Origin of the sequence: Schaalia sp. (assembly GCF_050312375.1) — a bacterium.
Classification (GTDB): domain Bacteria; phylum Actinomycetota; class Actinomycetes; order Actinomycetales; family Actinomycetaceae; genus Pauljensenia; species Pauljensenia hyovaginalis.
In genome coordinates this window covers 24,456-46,796 of sequence record NZ_JBNOYB010000004.1, presented here as the reverse complement: position 1 = coordinate 46,796, position 22,341 = coordinate 24,456, and the positions used below count along the sequence as shown (strand labels likewise).

Here is a 22,341-nt window from a genome sequence, read left to right as displayed (position 1 = left end):
TTCTGTCTACGTGCGCGCCCGCCGCCCGGAGGGGGCGGATCTGCTCCTCGTCAACAGGGAGGGGCGGTGGTGGATCGACTCCGTTCTCGACTAGCCGTACTGACCGGGCGGCCTGCTTGAAGGAGTGCGACCCCTGCGGGGAATAGAATGACGAGATGCGCATTTCGTCCGAGACGGCACTGATCCTCATCGAATCCGAGGACCGGGAGCTCATGTCGCGCGCGGGACCGGCGAATTGGGCCAAAGGCGCGGCCCTCCTGAGCTCGGGCAAGCTCGTCTCCGTCGAAGAAGCCGAAGAGGCGCAGACGTGGACGGCTCGGGTCCGTGATCGCGGACTCGCTTACAGGACCTGGGTGCGCGTCCTGCCGGGAAAGGTCGAACTCAGCTGCGCGTGCCCCATCGGTCAGGACTGCGCGCACGCGGTGGCGCTTCTTCTCGCCCTGCGCGATGAGGCGCGCTCTGTCACGCACGAGCCCGCGCCGTGGCGGGCCCGCCTCGCGCCCCTGGTCGGCGGGAGAGGCGCTCGCGGAGAACCCCTCGCGCTCCTCGTGAACGCCGCCGAACACCCCGATGAGATCCTCCTCGAGCCTTTGCGGCGCGGCACGATCGTCCCGTGGACGCGCAAGCGCGCGAGCTGGCCCGACCTCGTCTCGACCCAGTGGGCCTCGGTCACCGAGGGAATCGATCCCGTCCACCTGGCGCTCATGCGGGAGGGGTACTCCCTGTCGCGCAAGGAGGACGCGTGGCACTCGCGCAACGAAGTCCGTCTCTCCTCCCTGGGGGCGGAAGCCCTCGGCTGGCTGCGCCGTCTCGCCCGAGAGGGCGTCGCCCTCTTCGCCTCCCTCGAAGACTTCGCGCCTCTGAGGCTCGACACGATCACCTGGGACCTGGGACTGGACCTGAAGGCGCTCGACTCCGGCTTGAGGCTCGACCGTCTCGCCACGAACGGCGAGGAACGGATCGTCCATCCGCGGATCGACGAGGGGGCGGGACTCATCGTCCTCGACGGGGGCGCTCGGCTCGGGGCCCTTTCCGGAACGGAGCTCCTCAAGCTCGTGCCCGCGCAGGGCCTCGCCATTCCCGCCGAGGACGTCGCCGACTTCACGACGGCCTTCCTCCCCGTTCTCAAACGCCAATTCCCGATCGTCTCGGTCGATTCCTCCGTGGATCTTGCATCGCCTCCCCCCGTCCGCCTCGTGGCGACGCTGCGCCTCGAGGATGCGCGCACGCTCCTCGTGCGCTGGTGGGCGGAGTTCGACTGCTCGGGAACGGCATCGCGGATCCTCCTCCAGCGCGCCCTCGATGCGCCGGGGGTGGCCGATCTCGCAGCGAGGATCGACGTCCTCGGCCGCGCTGCGGCACCGAGAGGGCTGTGGGAGCCGGGCCCCGCGACGCTGCGTCTTCCGGGCTGGCGCATCCCCGAATACCTGGATCGCGTCGTATCGGTCATCGATGACCCGGACCTCGTCTGGGATGTCGACGAGGCCGTATCCGGCGCGCAGCTTGACGCCGAGCCCCTCGTGATGACGGTCGACATGGCGGATCGCGACTCGGACTGGTTCGGATTGAAGGTCCGGCTCGATGTCGGCGGCGTGGAGGTGCCCCTCGCCGAGGTCCTTCGCGCGCTCGCCGAGGGCGAGGACCACCTCCTCGTGTCCGGACGCTGGGTGAGCCTCGACGGGCCGCGTTTCGAAGCGCTCGCCGCCCTCCTCGCCGAAGCGCGGGCGCTCAGCGATGAAGAGGAGCCGGCCATCGCCCCCCTCCACCTGGGACTGTGGCGGGAAATCGAAGAACTCGCCGATCACGCGCGCGCCGCCCGGGAATGGCAGGACCGGGTCAGAGGCCTCTCCTCGCCAGCCGAGGTCGAGATCGCCCCTCCCGCCGAGGTCGAGCTGCGTCCCTACCAGCGCGAGGGGGTCGAGTGGCTCGCCTCCCGAGCCGGAGCGGGTCTCGGCGCGATCCTCGCCGACGACATGGGACTGGGCAAGACCCTCCAGATCCTCACCGCCATCGCCTCGACCCGCCCCGATCCCGAGGCCCCGCCCGTCCTCGTCGTCGCGCCGACTTCGGTGGTGCCGACATGGAAGCGCGAGGCGCAGCGCTTCTTCCCCGGTCTGCGCGTGCGCCTCGTCGCTGAAACCCGCAGGAGGCGGGGAAGCCCCCTTTCCGAAGCCGCAGTCGATGCGGACATCCTCGTCACCTCGTACACCATCGCCCGACTCGAAGCCGAGGAGTGGGCCGAATCGGAGTTCTCCGGCCTCGTCCTCGACGAGGCTCAAGCCGCGAAGAACCCGAGAACCGCGATCTACAAGGCCCTTCGCTCTCTGCGCACCCCCTGGGCCTTCGCCGTGACCGGCACGCCGGTGGAGAACTCCCTCTCGGACCTGTGGGCCCTGCTCTCCCTCACCGACCCGGGCCTCCTGCCCTCCTGGACGACCTTCACGCAGGCCATGCGCAAGCCGATCGAGGACGAGGGCGATGAAGAGGCCCTCGCCAGGCTCCATCGTCTCGTGGCCCCCTTCATGCTCAGGCGCACGAAGGAGGAAGTCGCCTCGGATCTTCCGGACAAGGTCGAAACCCTCGTGCACATCGATCTGGGCGCCGAGCACCGCAGGATCTACGAGCAGGCGCTCATGCGCGAACGCGCGAAGATCCTCGACCTCGCGGGGGATTCGGCCAAACGGATCGACTTGCTCGCCTCCATCACGCGCCTGCGCCAGCTCGCCCTCGATCCGGCACTCGTGGATCCGGCGTACGGCGCGGCGGGCTCGGCGAAGATCGAGTACCTCGCCGACGCCCTCGACGAGATCGTCCCCAGGGGGCATCGCGCCCTGGTCTTCTCCCAATTCACCTCCTTCCTGGCGCGCATCCGCGACGTCCTCGAACGCCGGGGCGTACGGGTCGTGCAGCTCGACGGATCGACGAGGGACCGCGAAGGCGTGATCGACGATTTCCGTTCGGGACGGGCGCCCGTGTTCCTCATCTCGCTGAAGGCGGGCGGTACGGGATTGACCCTGACGGAGGCCGATTACGTGTACGTCATGGATCCGTGGTGGAATCCCGCCGCCGAAGCCCAGGCCGTGGATCGCGCGCACCGCATCGGTCAGGAGAAGAAGGTCAATGTCTACCGCCTCGTTGCCGCGGACACGATCGAGGACCGGGTGGTCGCCCTTCAGGAGCGCAAACGCGCGCTCGTCACCTCGGTCGTCGAGGGTGCGGGGGCCGCAAGCGGATTGAATGTGGCCGATCTCGCCGCCCTTCTCGACTGAGCACCGATGTCGAACACGTGTTCGATATCATGTGCGGGTGAGCAGAGACGAAGCCCCCGTGCCCTATGCGGAACTCCACGCGCACTCGGCCTTCACCCTGCTCGAAGGGGCCGATCAGCCCGAAGACCTCGTGCGCGCCGCAGCCGATATCGGCCTCGAGGCGCTCGCGGTTCTCGACGTCGATGCGATGCGATCAGCGGTTCAAGTCGCCACCGCCTCGCGGCGCTTCGGCCTCCCCGTCGTCCAGGGCGCCGAGCTCACCCTCGATGCGGCCAGTCTCACGCAGGTCGACCCTGCTGCACGGGGGAGGGGGTGGGGTCTCGTCCCGGGAGCGGAGGACCCGGGCGTGCGCCTGCCCGTCCTCGTCTCCTCGCCGAAGGGCTACACGGCCCTGTGCTCGGCGATGAGCGCCCATGCGCTCTCCCGACCGGGGCGCCGCCTCAGCCCCCACGCCCTGCCCGAACTCTCGGCGAGCGCCCGCGACTGGTACGTCCTTTCGGGGACGGGGCGGGGGCCGCTGCGACGCGCCCTCGTCTCCGGGGGACTCGCAGGCGCCAGGCGGATGCGCGATCTGCTCATCGAGGCCTTCGGCTGCGATCGCCTCCTCATCGAATCCGCCCTCGGACCGCATGACCGGGATGAACTCGCGGACCTTCTCGCCCTGCTCGCCGCCGAGAAGGACCTCCCCCTGGTCGCAACGGGAGCGGTGCGCTGCGCGACCCCGGCGTCTCAGGCGATCGGCGATGTCCTCGCCGCGACGCGCCTCGGGGTCCCCCTCAGTCGGGCTGAATCGCATCTGCCCGCTCTGCGCTCCTTCCTGCGCAGCGGAGAGGAGATGCTGCGCCTGCATCACCGGCATCCGCGCGCGATTGCGAACAGCGTCGAGATCGCGCAGAAGGCGGCCTTCGATCTGCGCCTCCTCGCCCCCGGGCTCCCGCGCACCCGCGTGCCCGAGGGGCTGGACGAGGAGACCTGGCTCGCCGAACTGACCAGGCGCGGAGCCCTCGAGCGCTACGGGGGCAGGGGAACGCACCCGCGCGCCTGGGAGACCATCGACCGCGAACTCGGGGTGATCAACGCCCTGGGCTTCCCCGGATACTTCCTCATCGTCAAAGAGATCATCGACTTCTGCGAGGAGAGGGGGATCCTCTGCCAAGGACGGGGCTCGGCCGCGAACTCGGCGGTGTGCTACGCGCTGGGGATCACGGCCGTGGACGCGGTGCGCCACCGCCTCCTCTTCGAGCGCTTCCTCTCAGCGGGGCGCTCGGGTCCGCCCGACATCGACATCGACATCGAGGCGGGTCGGCGCGAGGAGGTGATCCAGCACGTCTACTCGATGTACGGCCGCGAACGCGCGGCTCAGGTGGCGAACGTCATCACCTATCGCCCCCGCTCGGCCATCCGGGACGCCGCGCGGGCCTTGGGGTATCCGCCCGGCGTGGCGAAGGCGTGGGCGATGGAGGCGTCCCGCAGGGAATCTCCGGGCCCCGAGGGGGAAGGCGCGCCGAGGAGTGAGGAGGTCCCGCCCCTCGTCTCCTCGGTCGCGCGTGCGCTGCAGGGATTGCCGCGGCACATGGGGATCCACTCCGGCGGCATGGTCCTCAGCGAGCGGCCGGTCGCCGGGATCTGCCCGATCGTCTGGGCGGCGAAAGAGGGCCGGAGCGTCCTTCAGTGGGACAAGGAGGACTGCGCGGATGCGGGACTCGTGAAGTTCGACCTGCTCGGGCTGGGGATGCTCACCGCCTTGAGGATCGCGTTCACGCGCCTCGCCGAGGCCGGGGAGTCCGGCCGCAACGGGGCTCCCCTCGGCCTCCACAACCTGCCCGAAGAAGATCCCCGCGTCTACGACCTGCTGTGCGCGGCGGACACCGTCGGCGTGTTCCAAGTGGAATCGCGCGCCCAGATGAATACGCTGCCCCGTCTTCGCCCCCGCTGCTTCTACGACATCGTCGTCGAAGTGGCCCTCATCCGTCCCGGTCCGATTCAGGGAAGGGCGGTGAACCCCTATCTGAGGCGCCGACTGGGAAGGGAAGCCGTGTCCTACCCGCATCCGCTCCTCGAACCCGCTCTGGCGAAAACCTTCGGAGTGCCGATCTTCCAGGAGCAGCTCATGCAGATCGCGATCGACGCCGCGGGTTTCTCCCCCGCGCAGGCCGATCGGCTGCGTCGGGCGATGGGGGCGAAGCGCTCACCGGAGCGCATGGAGGAACTGCGCCCGGCCCTCATGGAGGGGATGGCCGCGCACGGGATCGGGGCCGCTGTCGGCGAGGAGATCTTCGCCCAGCTCAAGAGCTTCGCCGACTTCGGTTTCCCCGAGTCCCACGCCTTCTCCTTCGCGCACATCGTCTACGCCTCCGCCTGGCTCAAGGTGCATCATCCCGAGGAGTTCTACGCGGCCCTCCTCGCCGCTCAGCCGATGGGCTTCTACTCCCCGGCTTCGCTCGTTCACGATGCGCGCCGCCACGGGGTGCGCATCGCCGCTCCGGATGTGAACTCCTCGGAGCTCTCGGCCCGAGTCGCCCGCTCCGAGGAGCCCCGGGTGAACCCGCCCGTCGGCGCAGTCGTCCCTCTCGACGTGGATCCTTCCTCAGTGCTGCGCCTGGGGTTCGACTCCGTGCGCGGACTCGGGGCCGGGGGCGAGAAGCTCCTGAAAGCGCGCGAAGAAGGGCCCTTCAAGGATCTCGGGGACTGCGCCCGGCGGGCGAGTCTGTCGGAGTCCGAGATCGTCCGCCTCGCGAAAGCCGGGGCCTTCACGAGTCTGGGGGTGTCGGCGCGTGAGGGGGTGTGGGCGGCGGGGGCTCTCGGCAGGCCCTCGTGGGTTCAGCCCTTCCTCCCGGGAACCGAGGTCGGGGGCGATGCTCCCGGGCTCCCGGAGATGTGCGAAGAGGAGGCCCTGCGGGTCCAATGGGACGCCATGGGTCTTGCAGTCGAACGCCACCCATTGGAGTGCGCGCGCCCGCATCTTCGCGAACGCGGCGTGATGAGGGCGAGTGATCTCGCCTCCGAACGCGAGGGGGCGGTCGTGAGCGTCGCGGGCATCGTCACCCACCGTCAGCGCCCGCACACCGCGCGAGGGACCACCTTCCTTTCGCTCGAGGATGAAACGGGTCTGATCAACGTGTCCTGCGCGAAGGGGATGTGGGAGGCGCACAAGAGCGCCGGGCTCTTCTCTCAGGCGCTCGAAGTGCGCGGGCGCCTTCAGTTCGGCGACGGGGCGATCAACATCGAGGCGCATTCTCTGCGCCCCTTGTCGATTCCGGTCCCCGCCCGCTCGAGGGACTTCCGTTAGGACGCCGTCTCCTTCAAGCCCACGAGGGCGCCGAGCTCCTCGACGCTCGACGCGAGCGCGACGCAGGACGCCAAGTCCGCATCCTCGCCGTACCCCCATGAGACGCCGATGACTTCGACGCCCGCGCTCCGGGCGCCTTCGACGTCCCAGATCGAATCGCCCACGAGGACCGGGCGCGACACGTCCGCTCCGCGCGCGTCGAGCTGGGCGAGGGCGTCTGCGATGACCGTCGCCTTCGTCGACCCCGGCCCGGGAGTGGCTCCGGCGATCACGTCGAAAGCCGGGGTCAAGCCCAGGTGCTCGAGCTGGGCGGCCGCCATGTACTGCTGCTTCGAGGTCGCCGTCGCCAAGGGGAGGCCCTGGGCGTGGAGGGCGTGGAGGAGTTCGACAACGCCGGGGAAGGGGAGCGGGTCGAGGAACATCGCATCGTAGATCCTCCGGTAGCTCTTGACGAGAGTCGCGACCAGCTCGCCCTCGTAGCCGAGGTCCGAGAAGGAATGCCACAGGGGCGGGCCCACGTAGCGGCGGAGACGATCGGCTCCGGGCACGTCCAGCCCCGCCTCCTCCAGGGCCAATTGGAAGGCGCGCGTCACCTGCGGTGCGGAATCGACGATCGTTCCGTCGACGTCGAAGAGGACGCAGCTCCAGGGCTCAGACATGGGGATTCCTTCTCCAATGGTGGTTTCAACGCCTATCCTCCCATGCGGGACCGATAGGCTGAGACATCGTGAGAGATATCGACGAGGCTCGCAGAGCCGCCCGCAAGTCGGCAGCCGATGTGGAACGCGCGCGCGAGAAGGCGTGGCGCGTCTTCTTCGAGGCCTCCGGGCGCCTCCAAGGAATGCTGGAATCGCGCCTCAAGCGCTCATGGGGGCTCAGCCTGGTGGACTACAACGTCCTCCTCGCCCTGTGGGAGACGCCCGATCACCGCCTCCGGATGAGCGATCTCGCCTCGCGGGTCGTGTATTCGCCTTCGCGCCTCACCTACATCGCCGAGCACTTGGAACGCGACGGATGGCTGCGCCGCGTGGTGTCGCCGAATGACCGGCGGAGCCTCATCGCGTGTCTCACCTCACAGGGGATCGCGACGATCGAATCGGCTGCGGAAGCGCACCGCCAGATCATCCGCGAATACCTTCTGAAAGGGGTGGATGACGAGGAGATCGGCGAAATCGTGCGGATCTTCTCGGCGATGGGCGACCGCCTGCGCTCCGAGGATTCGAAGGGGCGCTGATCCGGCTCCCGTCTCGCTTTTTCGCCGTCAGCGCGCGGGAAATCAGCATTCGTGAAGGTCGGGGCCGACTTCGATTTGCCAAGCGCCCATCGGCCCGTGTTAAAGTCTTCCTCGTCCGAAAGCGAGTCCTTCTCGCCGAAGGGCGAGTCACCTGCGCGGGTGGCGGAATAGGCAGACGCGCTAGCTTGAGGTGCTAGTCCTCGTATTAGAGGGTGGGGGTTCAAGTCCCCCTCCGCGCACAAGGGGAGAGCCCGGGGCCGAAAGGCTCCGGGCTCTCGTCGTTTCCCCGGCCGATGAAGCACGGCGGTGCCGTCGAGCCGGATGCGGGAGGAAGGAGCCCTCGTGCACATTGACTACTGGTTCGATCTGACGAGCCCCTGGTGCTACCTCGGACTGCGTCACCTTCGAAGCGCGCTGTCCGGCTTCGCTCACGCCGACGAGGTCGAGGTCGCGCTTCACGCCTTCCTCCTCGATCCCGAACTCGTCCCATCGAAGGCCCTCCCGCGCCGCGTCCACCTCATCGAGAACGTCGGGCTCACCCTCGAGGAGGCCCGTGACCTCGACGCCCGCCTGGTCGAGCTGGGGCGCGCCGAAGGCCTCGCCCTGGACCTCGACCGCGCCCTGGTCGTCCCGACGTCCAACGCGCACCGGGCGATCGCGGCGGCCGCCGATTGGGACCTCGAACTCGGGGCGACGACGGGCGCCGATACCTACGCCCTCAAGCTCGCCGAGGCGATCCACCGCTCCCACTTCGAGATGGGGCTCGACGTCTCCGATCCGGACGTCCTCGTCGGCTGCGCCCAAGACGTGGGGATCGAAGCCGAACGCATCGTCGCCGCCCTCGCCTCCGTGGAACACGGGTCCCGCGTCTTCTCCGACTTCCAGATCGGAGCGCAGATGGGCATCGATCTGGTCCCCACCTATCTCATCGATCAGCGCTTCCTCGTCCAGGACCATCAGACGGTGACGGCCATGGGCAATATCCTGAACGCCGCATGGACCAACTCGGGAAAGGAACAGTGATGACCGCCCTCGAAGCCGCGACCCTGCGTTCTGCCCGGCTGATCCTCGATCCCATCGGAGCGGACGACGCGGAAGCGCTCACTGAGATCCTCCAGGATGAGCGGATCTCGCTCACGACGAGCGTTCCCCATCCCTACACGATCGACATGGCCGAATCGAACCTCGCCCTCTCGCCCGCCAAGTGGGAGGCGGGCAGCGCCGATTTCGCGATCCGAGCCGCCGACGATTCGCGCCTCCTGGGCCGCATCGAACTCATCCGCGGGGCGCGCGATCCGAAGAGCGTCGAACTCGCCTACTTCATGCGCGCCGACGAATGGGGCAAGGGCTACATGACCGAGGCAGTCGGGACGGCCGTCGACTACGCCTTCGCAAGGATGAACGCCGAGCGGGTCGAATGGTTCGCCCACGTCGGCAACTGGGGCTCGTGGAAGCCCGTCTGGCGCAACGGTTTCAGGCGCGAGGGCGTGCGACGACGGGTCGGCGGCCCCGACCTGTGGGCGGCGGCCCTCCTCAAGACCGACCCGCGCGAGCCCGCGGCGCCCTGGGACGGTCCCGGAGCGGGCCGCGGCCCCGCCCTCGACCCGACCCGCCCCATGGCCCTGGTCGAGCAATTCCACCGGACCTACTCCATGCCCGTGCGTCTGGGGACGGGCGCGGGGCCGAGCATCGACTACGAGCGCCTCGGGATGCGCATGTCCCTCATCGCGGAGGAGTACGCGGAACTCATGGGCGCCGTCTACGGGCCCGAGGCGCGCAGGATCGTCGAGGGGGCGAACGCCGCCGCCGTGGCCTCCGACGATCGCACGCGCGACCTCGTCGAGACAGCGGACGCGCTCGCCGACCTCGTGTACGTCATCTACGGGATGGCCCTCGAATCGGGGATCGATCTGGACGCCGTTCTCGCCGAGGTGCAGGCGTCGAACCTGTCCAAGCTCATGCCCGACGGCTCGGTCAAGTTGCGCGAGGACGGGAAGGTGCTGAAGGGCCCGGATTTCTTCGCGCCCGACGTGGCGCGCGCCCTCGGCCTCCGGCCGCGGCCGGCCGACGACGCGCGGTGACGCTGCCCCCGAGCGCATCGGCCCGCTCGATGACACAATAGGAACGACTCGAAGGCGAAGGAGAGATTCAGTGGCTCGTGTTGTCGTAATCGGCGGAGGCTACGGTGGCATCACCGTGGCCAAGGGACTCGATCCGGTCGCCGAGGTCATCCTCGTCGAGCAGAAGGACCAGTTCGTCCACCATGCGGCGGCCCTGAGAGCCGCCGTTGACGAGGTGTGGGAGCAGGCGATCTTCATGCCCTACTCCAATGTCCTGACCCGGGGCGAGTTCGTGCACGGCACGGTGTCGCGGGTTGAGGGGACGAGCGTGCACGTCTTCGGCCGTGAGCCGATCGAAGCGGACTACGTCGTCCTCGCGACTGGGGCGACCTACCCCTTCCCCGCGAAGTACTCCTCGTCGAGGTCCGTCGTCGCGAAGGCGCGTCTCCACCAGCTCCATGAGGATCTCGCGGGCGCGCGTTCAGTCATGCTCGTCGGCGGCGGGACCGTGGGCATCGAGTTCGCGGGCGAGCTCGCGCACACCTTCCCGGATCTTTCGATCACGATCGTGGAGAAGACCGACACGATCCTGGGCACCCCCGGCTATTCGGACGAACTGCGCGCGGAGATCACCTCGCAGCTCGACGAGCTCGGCATCCGCGTGGTGACCGGCTCCGAGCTCGCCTTCCTCCCGCCCCACAACGTCGGTGAACTGGGCCACTTCCAGGTCAAGACGGTCGCCGGCGATCAGATCGAGGGCGACATCTGGTTCCAGTGCTACGGATCGAGGGCGGCCTCCGGCTTCCTCGCGGGAACGGATTACGAAGCGCAGCTGCACCCGAACGGGACCATCCGCGTCGATCCGAACCTGCGCGTCATCGGGCACGATCGGACCTACGCCGTCGGAGACATCACGGATGTCCGCGAATCGAAGCGCGCCGATGCCGCCCGCCAGCAGGCCCGCGTCGTCATCGCCAACATCTCCGCCCAGATCGCGGGTGAGACGCCCGAATCCGTGTACGAGCCGACGAAGGAATGGGTGATCCTCCCGCTCGGCCCGAACATGGGCGCCTCGCAGCTCATCGACTCCGAGGGGGTGTCGAGGATCGTCGGCGCCGATCAGACCATGGAGATCAAGGGCGCGGATCTCATGGTGTCCGTTATCCGCTCGCAACTCAATCTGCCCTGATCCGAAACGCCCGCTCACGGTAGGATCGTCGTATGACTGAAGAATCGGGTCTCGCTCTCGAGCGTCTCATCGCCGCATTCCACGAGCACTACCTGATCGCCCGGGCGGGCGATCAGGCGGATGCCGAATCCCTGGTCGCGGCCGAGGAGGCCTTGCGCGACGCCTTCTTCACCTACGACGATGAGCTGTTCACCCGCTTCGGAGTCGAGCTGCCCTTCGACCTGCTCGACGATGAGTTCGACGATGAAGAGGACGACCTCGAAGAAGAGGAAGCCGAGGACGGCGACGACGACTTCATCGACGTCGACGACTGAGCCCACTGCCTCCTGGGTCCGGAGCCCTCCTCCCGACGCGGAAGTATTGACTTTCGTCGACTATTTCCTCGCTTCCGCGGGCGCTCGTCTCGTTCCAAGGAGGCCGAGCGAAGGTGTCGGCCTCCTGGATGGAGGCGGAAATGTCTCGTTTTTCATGGGTGAGCGCTTTGTGCGCTTCGCTGTTCGTCTTCTTTGGCTCTGCGGGAAAAGGTCAGAACAACTAGAGAGGAGATGGATGATGCATCCGCTCACCCGTACAGGAATCGTCATCGCAGGAGCGGGACTCGTCCTGCTCCTCATCGTCCAGGTCCTCTTGCGCGTGCTCTCAGCCGGCACGGGGGCGAACATCGGCCTCGGAATCCTCGGCATCGCCTCCTACATCGCGATCGCCCTCGGCGTCATAGCAATCATCGCCGGGCTCCTCATGCGCTCAAGGCGCGAAGAAGAGGACTTCTGACATGACGGAACAGGCGGCCGCCCGCGAACTCTTGACGGGCGGCCGCCTGAGTATGTCGCCGATCGCATTCGACGTCGAGCGCGCTTCTCGGATGCGCCCGGCTCAGCAAAGCGGGCGCGGGCTAAGACCGCCTTCTCACAAGCCCGCGATCTCATCGAGCACCGAGCGGATCGGAGCGGGGATCGCCTCACCGGACTCCAGATTCACCTCGAGCTGGCGCAGGGTGCGCGGACCGATGAGCGCCGAGGTCACGGCGCTCGAATCACGGACCCACGAAAGGGCCAGGTCGAGCGCACTGCGGTCGAGCCCCTCGGCGGCGCGGGCGACGCCCTCGACGAGGGCGCGCGACCCCGAACGCAGATGCGGGTCGACGAGCGCGCGCAGATGCGGCGAAGCGGCCCGAGAGTCCGGGGGAGTGGAGTGCCGGTATTTCCCGGTGAGGACGCCGCCCGCGAGCGGCGACTGGGCGATGACCCCCATGCCCAAGTGCCGGGCGCGCGTCACGAGCTCCGACGAATCCTTCGCCGTCAAGAGCGAATAGGGGACCTGGACGACGGCGGGCATGATGCCCTTGAGCTCGTCGAGGAGCGTGATCGCCCTGGCCGCATCCCACAGGCCGAAGCCGTTGAGACCGATGTAATGGGCGCGCCCGGATCGGTGCGCGGCCTCCAGGGCGCCGAGAGTCTCCTCGAGGGGAACCGCGGGGTCGAAGCTCGCCAACCACAGATCGACCTCGTCGATGTCGAGCCGGGCGAGCGCATCGTCAAGGCTGCGGAGCATGTCGCCCCTGGCGCCCGAGGAGGTCCAGCTCCCCGAATCGAGGCGCCTGGAGGCGCCCCTCATCGCAAGGACCGTCCTGTGGCGCCCCACGCGCGCGAGCGCGGAGGCGAGGACGTCGAGGGCGCGACCGTCACCGTCCAGGGGGGAGACCTCCACGAAGGTCCCGCCCGCTTCGACGAAACGGGCGAGCATGTCACAGGCTTCAGGCGCTTCGGTGTCCCGCCCCCACGTGAGCGCGCCGAGTCCGACGGACGACAGGCGCAAGCCCGATGTCCCGCACTGACGAATCTCCATACCGCCAGCCTACTCGGCCGAACGGGCTCGGAGTCGCGTGTCGGGTCCCACACCCGACTTCGGCGAAGGAGCGCGCCCGGGCGCGATGACGGTCATAAGGTGGCACCCATGACCTGGTTCGACGCGATCCTCCTCGGCCTCATCCAGGGCCTGACGGAATTCCTCCCCATCTCCTCGTCCGCGCACCTGCGGATCTTCGGCGAGCTCTTCGGCTCGAAGGACCCGGGCGCCGCTTTCACGGCGATCACGCAGATCGGCACCGAGACCGCGGTGCTCATCGTCTTCTGGAAGGACATCGTGAGGATCCTGACGCGCTGGTGGAGGGCCCTGCCCTTCCACGCCGCGGACTCGCGAATCCCCTCGACTGATCCCGATGCGCGCATGGGGTGGATGATCATCATCGGATCACTGCCGATCGGCATCCTCGGCCTCGCCCTGCAGGACTGGATCGACACCAGCTTCCGCAACCTCTGGATCACCGTGGCCATGCTCGCCGTCTTCGCCGTCCTCCTCGGACTCGCGGACCGCTTCGCCCCGCTCAAGCGCAATCTCGACGAGATGAGCTGGAGGGACGCGATCCTCTACGGATGCGCACAGGCGATGGCGCTCATCCCCGGCGTGTCCAGATCCGGCGGGACGATCACCATGGGGCGCGCGCTCGGCTACACGCGCGAGGCCGCCGCCCGCTACTCCTTCCTCCTCGCAATGCCCGCCGTGTTCGCCTCGGGCCTGTACAAGGTCTACAAGGTCGTCGCAGGCGGCGAGCAGATCGCCGTCGGGCCGACGATCATCGCGACCCTCATCGCCTTCGGCGTCGCCTGGGCCGTCATCATCTGGTTCCTCAAGCTCGTGTCGACGAAGTCGTACAAGCCCTTCGTCTACTACCGGATCGGACTGGCCCTCCTCGTGGCGATACTCCTGGGCGCGGGGGTCCTCACCGCGACCTCGACGGCCTTCGCCTGAGGCCTTCGCTGCGGCCCCGAGCCCCTCGTCCCCGGGCTCACGCCCCGCGGGCGACGCGAGTGCGCAGCAGACGCTCGAATCCGCCCTCGGGGGGTTCGGGCGTCCGCCCGTCGAAGAGCGGGCACAGGGACTGCACGTGGCACCAGGGGCACAGGGGATTGCTCCGGGGGGCGAACTCCCCGCGTTCGGCATCCCTTTCGATCCGTACCCACAGGGCCTCGATCTCCTCGCTGAAGCGCGCGATGTCGTCGGCGGTCGGATCGAAGGTGAGGACCTGCCCGGTCCGCAGATACACCAGCTGAGTGCGCGCGGGAAGGCGCGAGACGAGGGACAGCAGCAGGGCGTAGAAGCGCATCTGGAAGAGCGCTTCATCCTGGAAGCGCGGTGAGGGCGCCTTGCCGGTCTTGTAGTCGACGACGCGCAGCGCGCCCTCGGCGTTGGAATCGATGCGGTCGATGAATCCGCGCAGGCGCACCCCCGAGGGCGTGACCGCCTCGACGAGCTGCTCACGCGCCGCCGGGGCCAGCCACTGAGGATTCTCGATCGCGAAGTAGCCGGAGACGAGATCGCGGGCGCCGTCGATCCAGGCCGCCAGATCCGCATCCCCCTCGAAGAGCTCGAGGACGCGGGGGTCCGTCTCGCGGGTCGCCCGCCATTGGGCCTCGAAGAGCTCGAGGGCCGCTTCGGCGCTGCGCTCGGGCGCGGGGAGGTCGAAGAGGCGCTCGAGCACCGAATGGATGAGCGTGCCGAGGGCCGTGTGCCGCGTCGGAGGGTCTTGAATCCGGTCCACGACGTGCAGGCGGTACTGCAGGGGACAGCGTTCGTATTCCTTCGCGCGTGAGGCGGACAGGGCCGGCCCCTGCAATCCGGCGGTGCGCTTCGTCGAAGCGGATGCGTGCGAGTTCATGCCCCCACGCTAACGCCCGCCGCCCTCGTCTGCGGATCTCACACGGGCCGGGATCGACTTCGGCGGTAGAATCGCCGGGATGAACACGACACCCCTGAACGAGTCCCTTTCGGCGCCCATCGGACAGCAGCGCAGGCGCGGGCCGCTTGCCGAGGGCGATCGGGTGCAGGTGAGGGACCCGAAGGGACGCCTTCACCAGGTGATCCTGGTGGGAGGGGGCACCTTCCAATCGAATCGCGGATCCTTCAAGCACGATGACGTGATCGGCCTGCCCGACGGCCAGGTGATCGAAACCGAAGAGGGCCGCCAGTTCCAGATCCTGCGCCCCCTCCTCGTGGACTACACGATGGCGATGCCCCGCGGCGCGGCGGTCGTCTACCCCAAGGACGCGGGGACGATCCTCCACATGGCGGACATCTTCCCCGGCGCGAGGGTCGTCGAAGCCGGTGCCGGTTCCGGAGCCCTGTCGATGGCGCTGCTCAACGCCGTGGGGCCCCGGGGGAGCCTCGTGTCGGTCGAGCGACGCCAGGACTTCGCCGATATCGCGCGGGCGAACGTGGACCTCTGGTTCGGGGCCGAGCACCCCGCGTGGGACCTGCGCGTCGGCGACCTCGACGCCGAACTGGAGACGATGGAGGCCGGCAGCGTCGACCGCGTCGTGCTGGACATGCTCGCCCCCTGGGAGAACATCGACGCCGTGGCCCGCGCGCTCATCCCCGGCGGCGTCCTGTGCTGTTACGTCGCGACGGTGACCCAGCTGTCGCGCCTCACCGAGGACCTGCGCGCCTCGGGCCGATTCACGGATCCGGTCGCCTGGGAGGACATGCGGCGCGAATGGCATCTCGACGGCCTCGCGGTTCGTCCCGAGCACCGGATGGTCGCCCATACGGGCTTCCTCCTCATCACCCGTTCGCTCGCCCCGGGGATCTCGCCGCAGGCGCGTTCGACGCGTCCGGCGAAGTCCTCGGAGGGCATGGGCGGCCAGTGGGACGGGGAAGACGACTGGTCCGAGCAATCCGTCGGGGTGCGCGTCTCCTCGGAGAAGAAGATCCGCAAGGTGCGCCGCGATGTGACCGCGAAGGCCGACACCTGGGTCGACGGAAGGGAGGGCGCCGATGAGTGAGGACTTCCACGCCACTCGCATCGATGAGCTTCAACGCCTCGTCGTTTCGCTCGAGGAGAAGAACGGCCGCCTCGCCACCGCCCTCACGCAGGCCCGCGGGGAGCTCGTGAAGGCCCAGTCGCAACTGCTCGAGGTCAACCGGCCGCCGCTCACACTCGCGATGTTCCTGCGCTCGGACCCGAGCGCGCGCGAGATCGAGGTCGTGCTGAACGGCCGGCGCATGCGCCTGGCCGCGGCTCCCGGGCTCGACCTCGCCGCCCTGTCGTACGGGCAGCTCGTCCGCGTCGACGACAAGCTCGTCGCGGTCGCCCCCGATCGTTTCGCGCGGACCGGCTCGATGGCGTCCGTCCTCGAACTGGTCGGCCATGATCGCGTCCTCGTCGCCTCCCAGGCCGGGCAGGAGCACCTCCTCGTCCTCGCGGGCCCCCTCAGGCACGGGAATCTGCGCCCCGGCGATTCGCTCGTGGTCGACCTGCGCGCCGGCGTCGCCCTCGAGAAGGTCGTGCGCTCGGACGTCGAGCAGCTCCTCACGCCCGAGGTGCCCGACACGACCTACGAGGACATCGGCGGTCTGGACGCGCAGATCCAGCAGGTCCGCGATGCGATCGAGCTCCCGCTCACCCATCCCGAGCTGTACCGCGCCTACGGCTTGCGCCCGCCCAAGGGCATCCTCCTGTACGGGCCCCCCGGCTCGGGCAAGACCCTCATCGCGAAGGCCGTTGCGAACGCCCTGTCCGCGAAGGGCTCGGGGAAGAGGACCTGCTTCCTGTCGATCAAGGGCCCCGAACTGCTCAACAAGTTCGTGGGGGAGACCGAGCGCCAGATCCGCGCGATCTTCTCCAGGGCCCGCTCCCTGGCCGCGGGGGACGTCCCGGTCGTCGTCTTCTTCGACGAGATGGAGGCCCTGTTCCGCACCCGCGGAACCGGCGTCTCCTCCGATGTGGAGACGATGATCGTGCCCCAGCTCCTCGCCGAGATGGACGGCGTCGAGGCCCTCGACAACGTCGTCATCATCGGCGCCTCGAACCGCGCCGACATGATCGATCCCGCGGTCCTGCGGCCCGGACGACTGGACGTGCGCATCCGCGTGGAGCGCCCCGATCGCGCCGGCGCCCGCGACATCATGGCCAAGCACCTCCGGGCCGGTCTTCCGGTGCGTTCCGACGAGGTCGCGCGCATCGGTTCGGCCTCGTCCGCGCTCGAGGGCATGATCGACGCCGCGGTCGAGCGCCTGTTCACCGAGGACTCGTCCACCGCCCTCTTCGATGCGAGGCTCGCCTCGGGCAGGCGCATGCGGATCCACCTGTCCGACGTGGTCTCGGGGGCGATGATCGCCGGAATCGTCGAACGGGCGAAGAAACTCGCCATCAAGGACTCGCTTTCGGGCGCGGCCCCCGGGCTCGCGGTCGAGCACGTCCTGGCGGGCGTCGACGAGGAGATGCGCGAATCGATCGAATTGGCGCAGACCTCCTCTCCGGACGACTGGGCGCGCACGATCGGCCTGAGGGAAGAGATCGTCTCCATCGCACCGGTGAAGGACTGACATGAGGATCATCGGAACCGAGACCGAGTACGGCGTCTACCGCCCGGGGGACCCCTGGGCCAATCCGATCGCCCTGTCCGCGCAGGCGGTCCGCCACTACGCCGAGATCTCCCGGCGGGGAACCGCCGCCGAGGGCGCGCCGCCGGTGAGATGGGACTACACGGGCGAGGATCCCCTCAACGACCTGCGCGGGATGAGGATGTCGAGGGCGGCGGCGGACCCCTCCCTGCTCACCGACGACCCGTACCACCTCGCGCCCTCGGGGGGCTCGGAGAAGATCGCACGGCCGACGCCTGAGGAACTCGCGCTGCCCGCCCAGACGACCGCGGTCCTCACCAACGGCGCGCGGCTCTACGTCGATCACGCCCACCCCGAGTACTCCTCCCCGGAGGCCCTCGGCGCCCTCGACGCCGCGTTGTGGGATCGGGCGGGCGAGGTGATCGCCCAGCGCATCATGGCCCGCGCCGAGCAGGCCGGCGAGCCCCTCGTCCTCGTCAAGAACAACACCGACGGCAAGGGCGCGGCCTACGGCACCCACGAAAACTACCTCATGCGCCGCGACGTCGATTTCGACGAGGTCGTGCGCGGCCTCACCCCCTTCTTCGTGACGCGTCCCGTCATCTGCGGGGCCGGCCGCGTCGGCATCGGACAGAAGTCGCAGATCCCCGGCTTCCAGATGTCTCAGCGCGCCGACTTCGTCGAGAACGAAGTCGGCTTGGAGACCACCTTCAACCGCCCGATCATCAACACCCGCGATGAGCCGCACGCGAATCCCGCTTCGCACCGGCGCCTCCATGTGATCGGCGGCGACGGCAACATGTTCGACGTCTCGATCCTCCTCAAACTGGGAACGACCTCGCTCGTCCTGTGGGCGATCGAGCAGGGCATCGGCCTGGACTGGGACGCGATCGTCCTCGACGATCCGGTGGCGGAGACCTGGAACGTCTCGCATCACCCGGATCTGGACTACCGGCTGTCGACGGCCGGAGGGGGCTCCTACACGGCCGCCGAGCTCCAGCAGGTGATCCTCGACCTCGTCGTGGAGACCTTCGACCGGCTCGGGCAGACTCCGGACGAGGGCGATAGGGCCGTGCTCGAACTCTGGCAGTCGGTGCTCGATCGCATGCGCGCCGACCTCTTCTCCGTCGCTGCCGAAGTCGAATGGGTCGGCAAGTACGCCCTCCTCGGGCGACTCAAGGAGCGTTCGGGACTCGAATGGTCCGATCCGCGTCTTCAAGCGATGGATCTTCAATGGGCCGACCTGCGCCCGGACAAGTCGCTCGCCCTCAAACTCTCGCGCGCAGGACGGGTGAAGCGCCTCTTCACCGACGAGCAGGTCGAGGAGGCCGCCGACGCCCCGCCGGCGAACACGCGCGCGGCGATCCGAGGAGGGGCCGTCGCCTCGCGGCCCGATCTCGTCAAAGCATCCTGGAGCTCGCTCGTCGTCGACCCCGGCGCGGGCGACCTGATCCGTTACCCGATCGCGGATCCCCGGGCGGCGATCCGCCCCTGAGCACGGATATTCGAAGGAGACAATGATGGACATCACACAGCTCTTCGCACCCTCCGGAGATTCGGACGAGCCGGACGCCGTCGAGGCCGCCGGGCGCGTCACGGCGCGCGCCGAGTCGCTCGACGACATCCTCGACGAGATCGATGCCGTGCTGGAGACGAACGCCGAGGCCTTCGTCCAGGGATTCGTCCAGAAGGGCGGCCAGTGAGGTGAGGCGCCGCGTCGTCGGAATCGAGACGGAGTACGGGCTGATGGCGGCCCGGGCCGATGGGGGAGCATCCGCGATGGATGCCGAGCACGCCGCTCAGCATCTCTTCCAACCGCTGCTCCGCGCCGGGCGCAGTTCGAACCTGTTCCTCGCGAACGGCGGACGCCTCTACCTCGACGTGGGCGCGCACCCCGAATACGCGACCGCCGAGTGCGACCGTCTGGAGGACCTGCTCGAGCAGGACCGGGCCGGCGCCGCGATCCTCGCCGAGCTCGCACTGCGGGCGAACGAGTCCTTCGCGCAAGTGGGCGCTTCAGAGCGTCTTCACCTCTTCCGGAACAATCTCGACGCCGAGGGCAACTCCTGCGGCTGCCATGAGAACTACCTGCTCCATCGGCGCAGGGACTTCCGTCAAGTCGCCGACGCGCTCATCACCTTCTTCATCACGCGGCAGATCCTCGTCGGCAACGGGAGGATCCGGATCGGGGCCTCGGGGGCCCATCTCGTCTTCTCGCAGCGCGCCGAGCAGATGTGGGACGCGGTCTCGGCCGCCACGACCCGCTCCCGGCCGATCATCAATACGCGCGATGAGCCCCTGGCGGACTCGGGCTCCTACCGGCGCATGCACGTCATCGTCGGCGACACGAATGTCGCAGAGCCCACCACCGCGCTCAAGATCGGCGCGACCGAGATGCTCCTCCAGGCGGTCGAGGACGGGGTGCGCATCGAGGACCTCGCCCTCGCCGATCCGATGCGGGCGATCCGCGAGGTCTGCCTCGACCTCAGCGGCCGCGCCGAGATCGAACTCGCCGACGGCCGGAGGATGAGCGCGACCGCGATCCAGAAGGAGATCCGGGATCGCGTCCTCGCCTCGCTCGACCCGGGAAGCCTCGACGGGATCCACGCCTACGTCGCCGATCTGTGGGGGCGCGGGATCACGGCCCTCGAGTCGGGGGACTGGTCCGGCATCGACACCGAGCTCGACATCGCGATCAAGAAGAAGCTCCTCGAGACCTATGCGGCGCGTCTGGGCGTCGGCCTGGCGGATGCGCGCATCCGGCGTCTCGACATGTCCTATCACGACATCACGGATACGGGAATCGTGAAGAAACTGGAGAAGGCCGGTCTGGTCCGCCGACTCACGACCGACGAGGGCGTCAGGCGCGCGATGACGAGGGCGCCGCTCACGACGCGCGCGCATCTTCGAGGACGGATCGTCGCGGCGGGACAGGCCGCGCGGACGGATGTCACGGTCGATTGGGTGCATGCGCGCCTGGACGATCAATCGACTCCGCCGCTCACGCTGAACGATCCTCTCGTCAGTGAAGATCCCCGGGTGGACGCCTTCATCGAGAAGATCTCATCCTCGGCTCCGGTGCTCCCGGCATGAACGAACCCAGGCTTCCCCAGTCCTTCCCCTCGCGGCGCACGGCTCAACCCCCTCGCCCGCGCAGGCGCTTCGGGCCGCTCGCGGCGCTCCTGGTCCTCGCCGTGGCACTGGCGGCCGTCGTGGGCGTCTGGCGCCTCCTGCCCTCGCGGAACGGCGCCGAGGGGACCCTTCAGGAGCTGATCGGCCCCTTCGACCGCATCTCCGTCTCCGGCCGCGTGGGCGCGACGCCCGTCGTCGACTTCTCCGGACCGGTCCGGACCTCAGCGGTCAAGGTTCGCGAGCTCATCGCTGGCGACGGAAGAGAGATCGAGCAGGGGGGCCCGGTCCTCCTGTCGATCAGCGCTTTCGATGCGACGACGGGGGAGAACCTGGCCGAATCGGCACGGCCCGATCTCTTCGTGGGCAGGGCGACACCGGAGGAACTGGGGTCGGACCTCGCGTCTCTCGTCATCGGCCGAAAGGAGGGGGCGCGCCTCCTCGCGATCCATCCGGTCTCTCAGGAGTCGGGGCGCGCGACGAGCGAAGTCGTGGTCGTCGACGTCCTCTGGTCGACCGCGAAGGGCGCTGAGGACACCGTCAACGAATTCGGCGCGGTATCGGTGGCGATGAGCCCGACGGGCCCGATCGTCTCCCACGATGAGAAGGCCCCCGACGGTTTGACCGTTCAGAGCCTCATCGTGGGCGACGGCCCCCAGGTCGGAGTCGACGACTCCGTCGTCGCCCAGTACCAGGTGGTGGGGTGGACGGACGGCGCGGTCCGTTCGTCGACGTGGCGCACGGGAATGCCGGAGGTCATCGCCCTGCCCGAGGCGATGAAGGGACTCGTGCAGGGGGTGACGGACCGGCGCGTCGGATCGCGCCTGGCGATCACCATCCCCGCGGACTTCGCCTCCGGGGACGACACCCTCATCGTCGTCATCGACATCCTGGGGACGGAGCCGAGGTCCTCGTCGGATCTTGAGAGCGCGCCCGGTGAGGCCGCGCAGTCGAAGTAGGATCGGCCCATGTCTGTCGCTCTGCGCATCATCCCCTGCCTCGATGTCGATGCCGGCCGCGTCGTCAAGGGAGTGAATTTCGAGAACCTCCGCGATGCCGGGGACCCGGTGGAGCTCGCCCGCCGCTACGGCGCCATGGGCGCCGATGAGATCACCTTCCTCGATGTCTCCGCCTCGGTCGAGGGCCGCGCGACGATGCTCGACGTCGTGTCCGCAACCGCTGAGCAGGTGTTCGTGCCCCTGACGGTCGGGGGCGGCGTCCGTTCCGTCGACGATGTGGCGCGCCTGCTCGCGCACGGCGCCGACAAGGTGGGGATCAACACGGCGGCGATCACGGATCCGGATCTGCTCAGTCGCGTCTCGGACCGTTTCGGCGACCAGGTGATCGTCTTGTCCGTCGATGCGAGGCGCTGCCCCCGGGGCGTGAGCACCGCGTCGGGCTTCGAGGTCACGACTCACGGCGGGAAGCGCTCGACCGGAATCGATGCCCTCGAGTGGGCCAAACGCGCCGAGGCGCTCGGGGCGGGCGAGATCCTCCTCAACTCGATGGACGCCGACGGCGTGCGCCGGGGCTTCGACATCGAGATGCTCCGTCTCTTCCGCTCCGAGGTGAGGGTCCCCCTCATCGCCTCCGGCGGCGCGGGCGCGGCCGAGCACTTCGTCGAGGCGGCGCGCACCGGCGCGAACGCCCTGCTCGCCGCTTCCGTCTTCCACTTCGGGACGGTGGGGATCGACGAGGTCAAGCTCGCCCTCGATCGCGAGGGCTTCGACGTGAGGATCTGAACGCGCGAAGAGAGCCCTGGGCGCCTGTGG

At 68.7% G+C, this 22,341-nt stretch carries 19 protein-coding genes and 1 tRNA gene; 17 read left to right on the top strand and 3 right to left on the bottom strand.

Features of this window, described 5'->3' with window-relative positions:
* Positions 1 to 155 precede the first annotated feature (155 nt).
* Both ACQY7V_RS00295 and ACQY7V_RS00290 read left to right on the top strand, forming a co-directional pair.
* Positions 156 to 3,269, top strand: coding sequence for a DEAD/DEAH box helicase (locus ACQY7V_RS00295; RefSeq protein WP_428638388.1), 3,114 nt, complete (start codon positions 156 to 158; stop codon positions 3,267 to 3,269).
* Between the two features lie 37 nt (positions 3,270 to 3,306).
* The gene (locus ACQY7V_RS00290) at positions 3,307 to 6,558 is read left to right on the top strand and encodes an error-prone DNA polymerase (RefSeq protein WP_320836428.1); all 3,252 of its coding nucleotides are present in this window, start codon (positions 3,307 to 3,309) and stop codon (positions 6,556 to 6,558) included.
* On the opposite strand, the gene ACQY7V_RS00285 is transcribed toward ACQY7V_RS00290, so the two are convergent.
* A complete protein-coding gene (locus ACQY7V_RS00285; RefSeq protein ID WP_320836427.1) occupies positions 6,555 to 7,217 on the bottom strand; it encodes an HAD family hydrolase in 663 nt (220 codons plus the stop codon). The genes ACQY7V_RS00290 and ACQY7V_RS00285 overlap by 4 nt on opposite strands.
* A gap of 68 nt (positions 7,218 to 7,285) precedes the next feature.
* On the opposite strand from ACQY7V_RS00285, the gene ACQY7V_RS00280 reads away from it, so the two are divergent.
* The 7 genes from ACQY7V_RS00280 (at position 7,286) to ACQY7V_RS00250 (ending at position 11,812) form a co-directional block, all read left to right on the top strand.
* Complete coding sequence (locus ACQY7V_RS00280) at positions 7,286 to 7,792, top strand: MarR family winged helix-turn-helix transcriptional regulator (RefSeq protein WP_407822786.1); 507 nt, start codon at positions 7,286 to 7,288, stop codon at positions 7,790 to 7,792.
* A 153-nt stretch (positions 7,793 to 7,945) separates the two neighbouring features.
* Positions 7,946 to 8,031, top strand: a tRNA-Leu gene (locus ACQY7V_RS00275).
* A gap of 103 nt (positions 8,032 to 8,134) precedes the next feature.
* Positions 8,135 to 8,815 (top strand): DsbA family oxidoreductase, encoded by a 681-nt coding sequence (locus ACQY7V_RS00270; RefSeq protein ID WP_303773386.1) that lies wholly within the window; start codon positions 8,135 to 8,137, stop codon positions 8,813 to 8,815.
* Positions 8,815 to 9,873, top strand: a complete 1,059-nt coding sequence (locus ACQY7V_RS00265; protein WP_428638385.1) for a GNAT family N-acetyltransferase — start codon at positions 8,815 to 8,817, stop codon at positions 9,871 to 9,873. The genes ACQY7V_RS00270 and ACQY7V_RS00265 overlap by 1 nt, the downstream gene beginning before the upstream one ends.
* A gap of 70 nt (positions 9,874 to 9,943) precedes the next feature.
* Entirely contained in the window at positions 9,944 to 11,041 is a 1,098-nt protein-coding gene (locus ACQY7V_RS00260) for an FAD-dependent oxidoreductase (protein ID WP_184452491.1), read from the top strand.
* Between the two features lie 32 nt (positions 11,042 to 11,073).
* A complete protein-coding gene (locus ACQY7V_RS00255; protein WP_303773383.1) occupies positions 11,074 to 11,355 on the top strand; it encodes a DNA primase in 282 nt (93 codons plus the stop codon).
* 235 nt (positions 11,356 to 11,590) lie between these two features.
* Positions 11,591 to 11,812, top strand: coding sequence for a hypothetical protein (locus ACQY7V_RS00250; RefSeq protein ID WP_154477705.1), 222 nt, complete (start codon positions 11,591 to 11,593; stop codon positions 11,810 to 11,812).
* Positions 11,813 to 11,947: 135 nt separating this feature from the next.
* On the opposite strand, the gene ACQY7V_RS00245 is transcribed toward ACQY7V_RS00250, so the two are convergent.
* On the bottom strand, positions 11,948 to 12,886 hold the full coding sequence (locus ACQY7V_RS00245) for an aldo/keto reductase (RefSeq protein WP_428638382.1): 939 nt from the start codon (positions 12,884 to 12,886) through the stop codon (positions 11,948 to 11,950).
* 108 nt (positions 12,887 to 12,994) lie between these two features.
* On the opposite strand from ACQY7V_RS00245, the gene ACQY7V_RS00240 reads away from it, so the two are divergent.
* On the top strand, positions 12,995 to 13,849 hold the full coding sequence (locus tag ACQY7V_RS00240; protein WP_320836424.1) for an undecaprenyl-diphosphate phosphatase: 855 nt from the start codon (positions 12,995 to 12,997) through the stop codon (positions 13,847 to 13,849).
* A gap of 37 nt (positions 13,850 to 13,886) precedes the next feature.
* Here ACQY7V_RS00240 and ACQY7V_RS00235 read toward each other — a convergent pair whose 3' ends face one another.
* Complete coding sequence (locus ACQY7V_RS00235) at positions 13,887 to 14,756, bottom strand: RecB family exonuclease (RefSeq protein WP_154477699.1); 870 nt, start codon at positions 14,754 to 14,756, stop codon at positions 13,887 to 13,889.
* Between the two features lie 79 nt (positions 14,757 to 14,835).
* Here ACQY7V_RS00235 and ACQY7V_RS00230 point away from each other — a divergent pair, with 79 nt between their 5' ends.
* From ACQY7V_RS00230 to hisF, 7 genes are read left to right on the top strand one after another with little or no spacing between them, the layout of a single operon-like run.
* A complete protein-coding gene (locus ACQY7V_RS00230) occupies positions 14,836 to 15,879 on the top strand; it encodes a tRNA (adenine-N1)-methyltransferase (RefSeq protein ID WP_428638380.1) in 1,044 nt (347 codons plus the stop codon).
* Entirely contained in the window at positions 15,872 to 17,422 is a 1,551-nt protein-coding gene (arc, locus tag ACQY7V_RS00225) for a proteasome ATPase (protein ID WP_154477695.1), read from the top strand. The genes ACQY7V_RS00230 and arc overlap by 8 nt, the downstream gene beginning before the upstream one ends.
* A 1-nt stretch (position 17,423) precedes the next feature.
* Positions 17,424 to 18,935, top strand: a complete 1,512-nt coding sequence (gene dop, locus ACQY7V_RS00220; protein WP_320836421.1) for a depupylase/deamidase Dop — start codon at positions 17,424 to 17,426, stop codon at positions 18,933 to 18,935.
* Positions 18,936 to 18,960: 25 nt separating this feature from the next.
* The gene (locus ACQY7V_RS00215; protein WP_154477926.1) at positions 18,961 to 19,143 is read left to right on the top strand and encodes a ubiquitin-like protein Pup; all 183 of its coding nucleotides are present in this window, start codon (positions 18,961 to 18,963) and stop codon (positions 19,141 to 19,143) included.
* A gap of 1 nt (position 19,144) precedes the next feature.
* Positions 19,145 to 20,533, top strand: coding sequence for a Pup--protein ligase (gene pafA / locus ACQY7V_RS00210; protein WP_320836420.1), 1,389 nt, complete (start codon positions 19,145 to 19,147; stop codon positions 20,531 to 20,533).
* Positions 20,530 to 21,528: an FKBP-type peptidyl-prolyl cis-trans isomerase gene (locus tag ACQY7V_RS00205; RefSeq protein ID WP_303773373.1), complete on the top strand. Its 999-nt coding sequence runs from the start codon at positions 20,530 to 20,532 to the stop codon at positions 21,526 to 21,528. Before pafA ends, ACQY7V_RS00205 begins: the two co-directional genes overlap by 4 nt.
* Positions 21,529 to 21,537: 9 nt before the next feature.
* Complete coding sequence (gene hisF, locus ACQY7V_RS00200; protein WP_154477687.1) at positions 21,538 to 22,311, top strand: imidazole glycerol phosphate synthase subunit HisF; 774 nt, start codon at positions 21,538 to 21,540, stop codon at positions 22,309 to 22,311.
* The last annotated feature ends 30 nt before the right edge of the window (positions 22,312 to 22,341 follow it).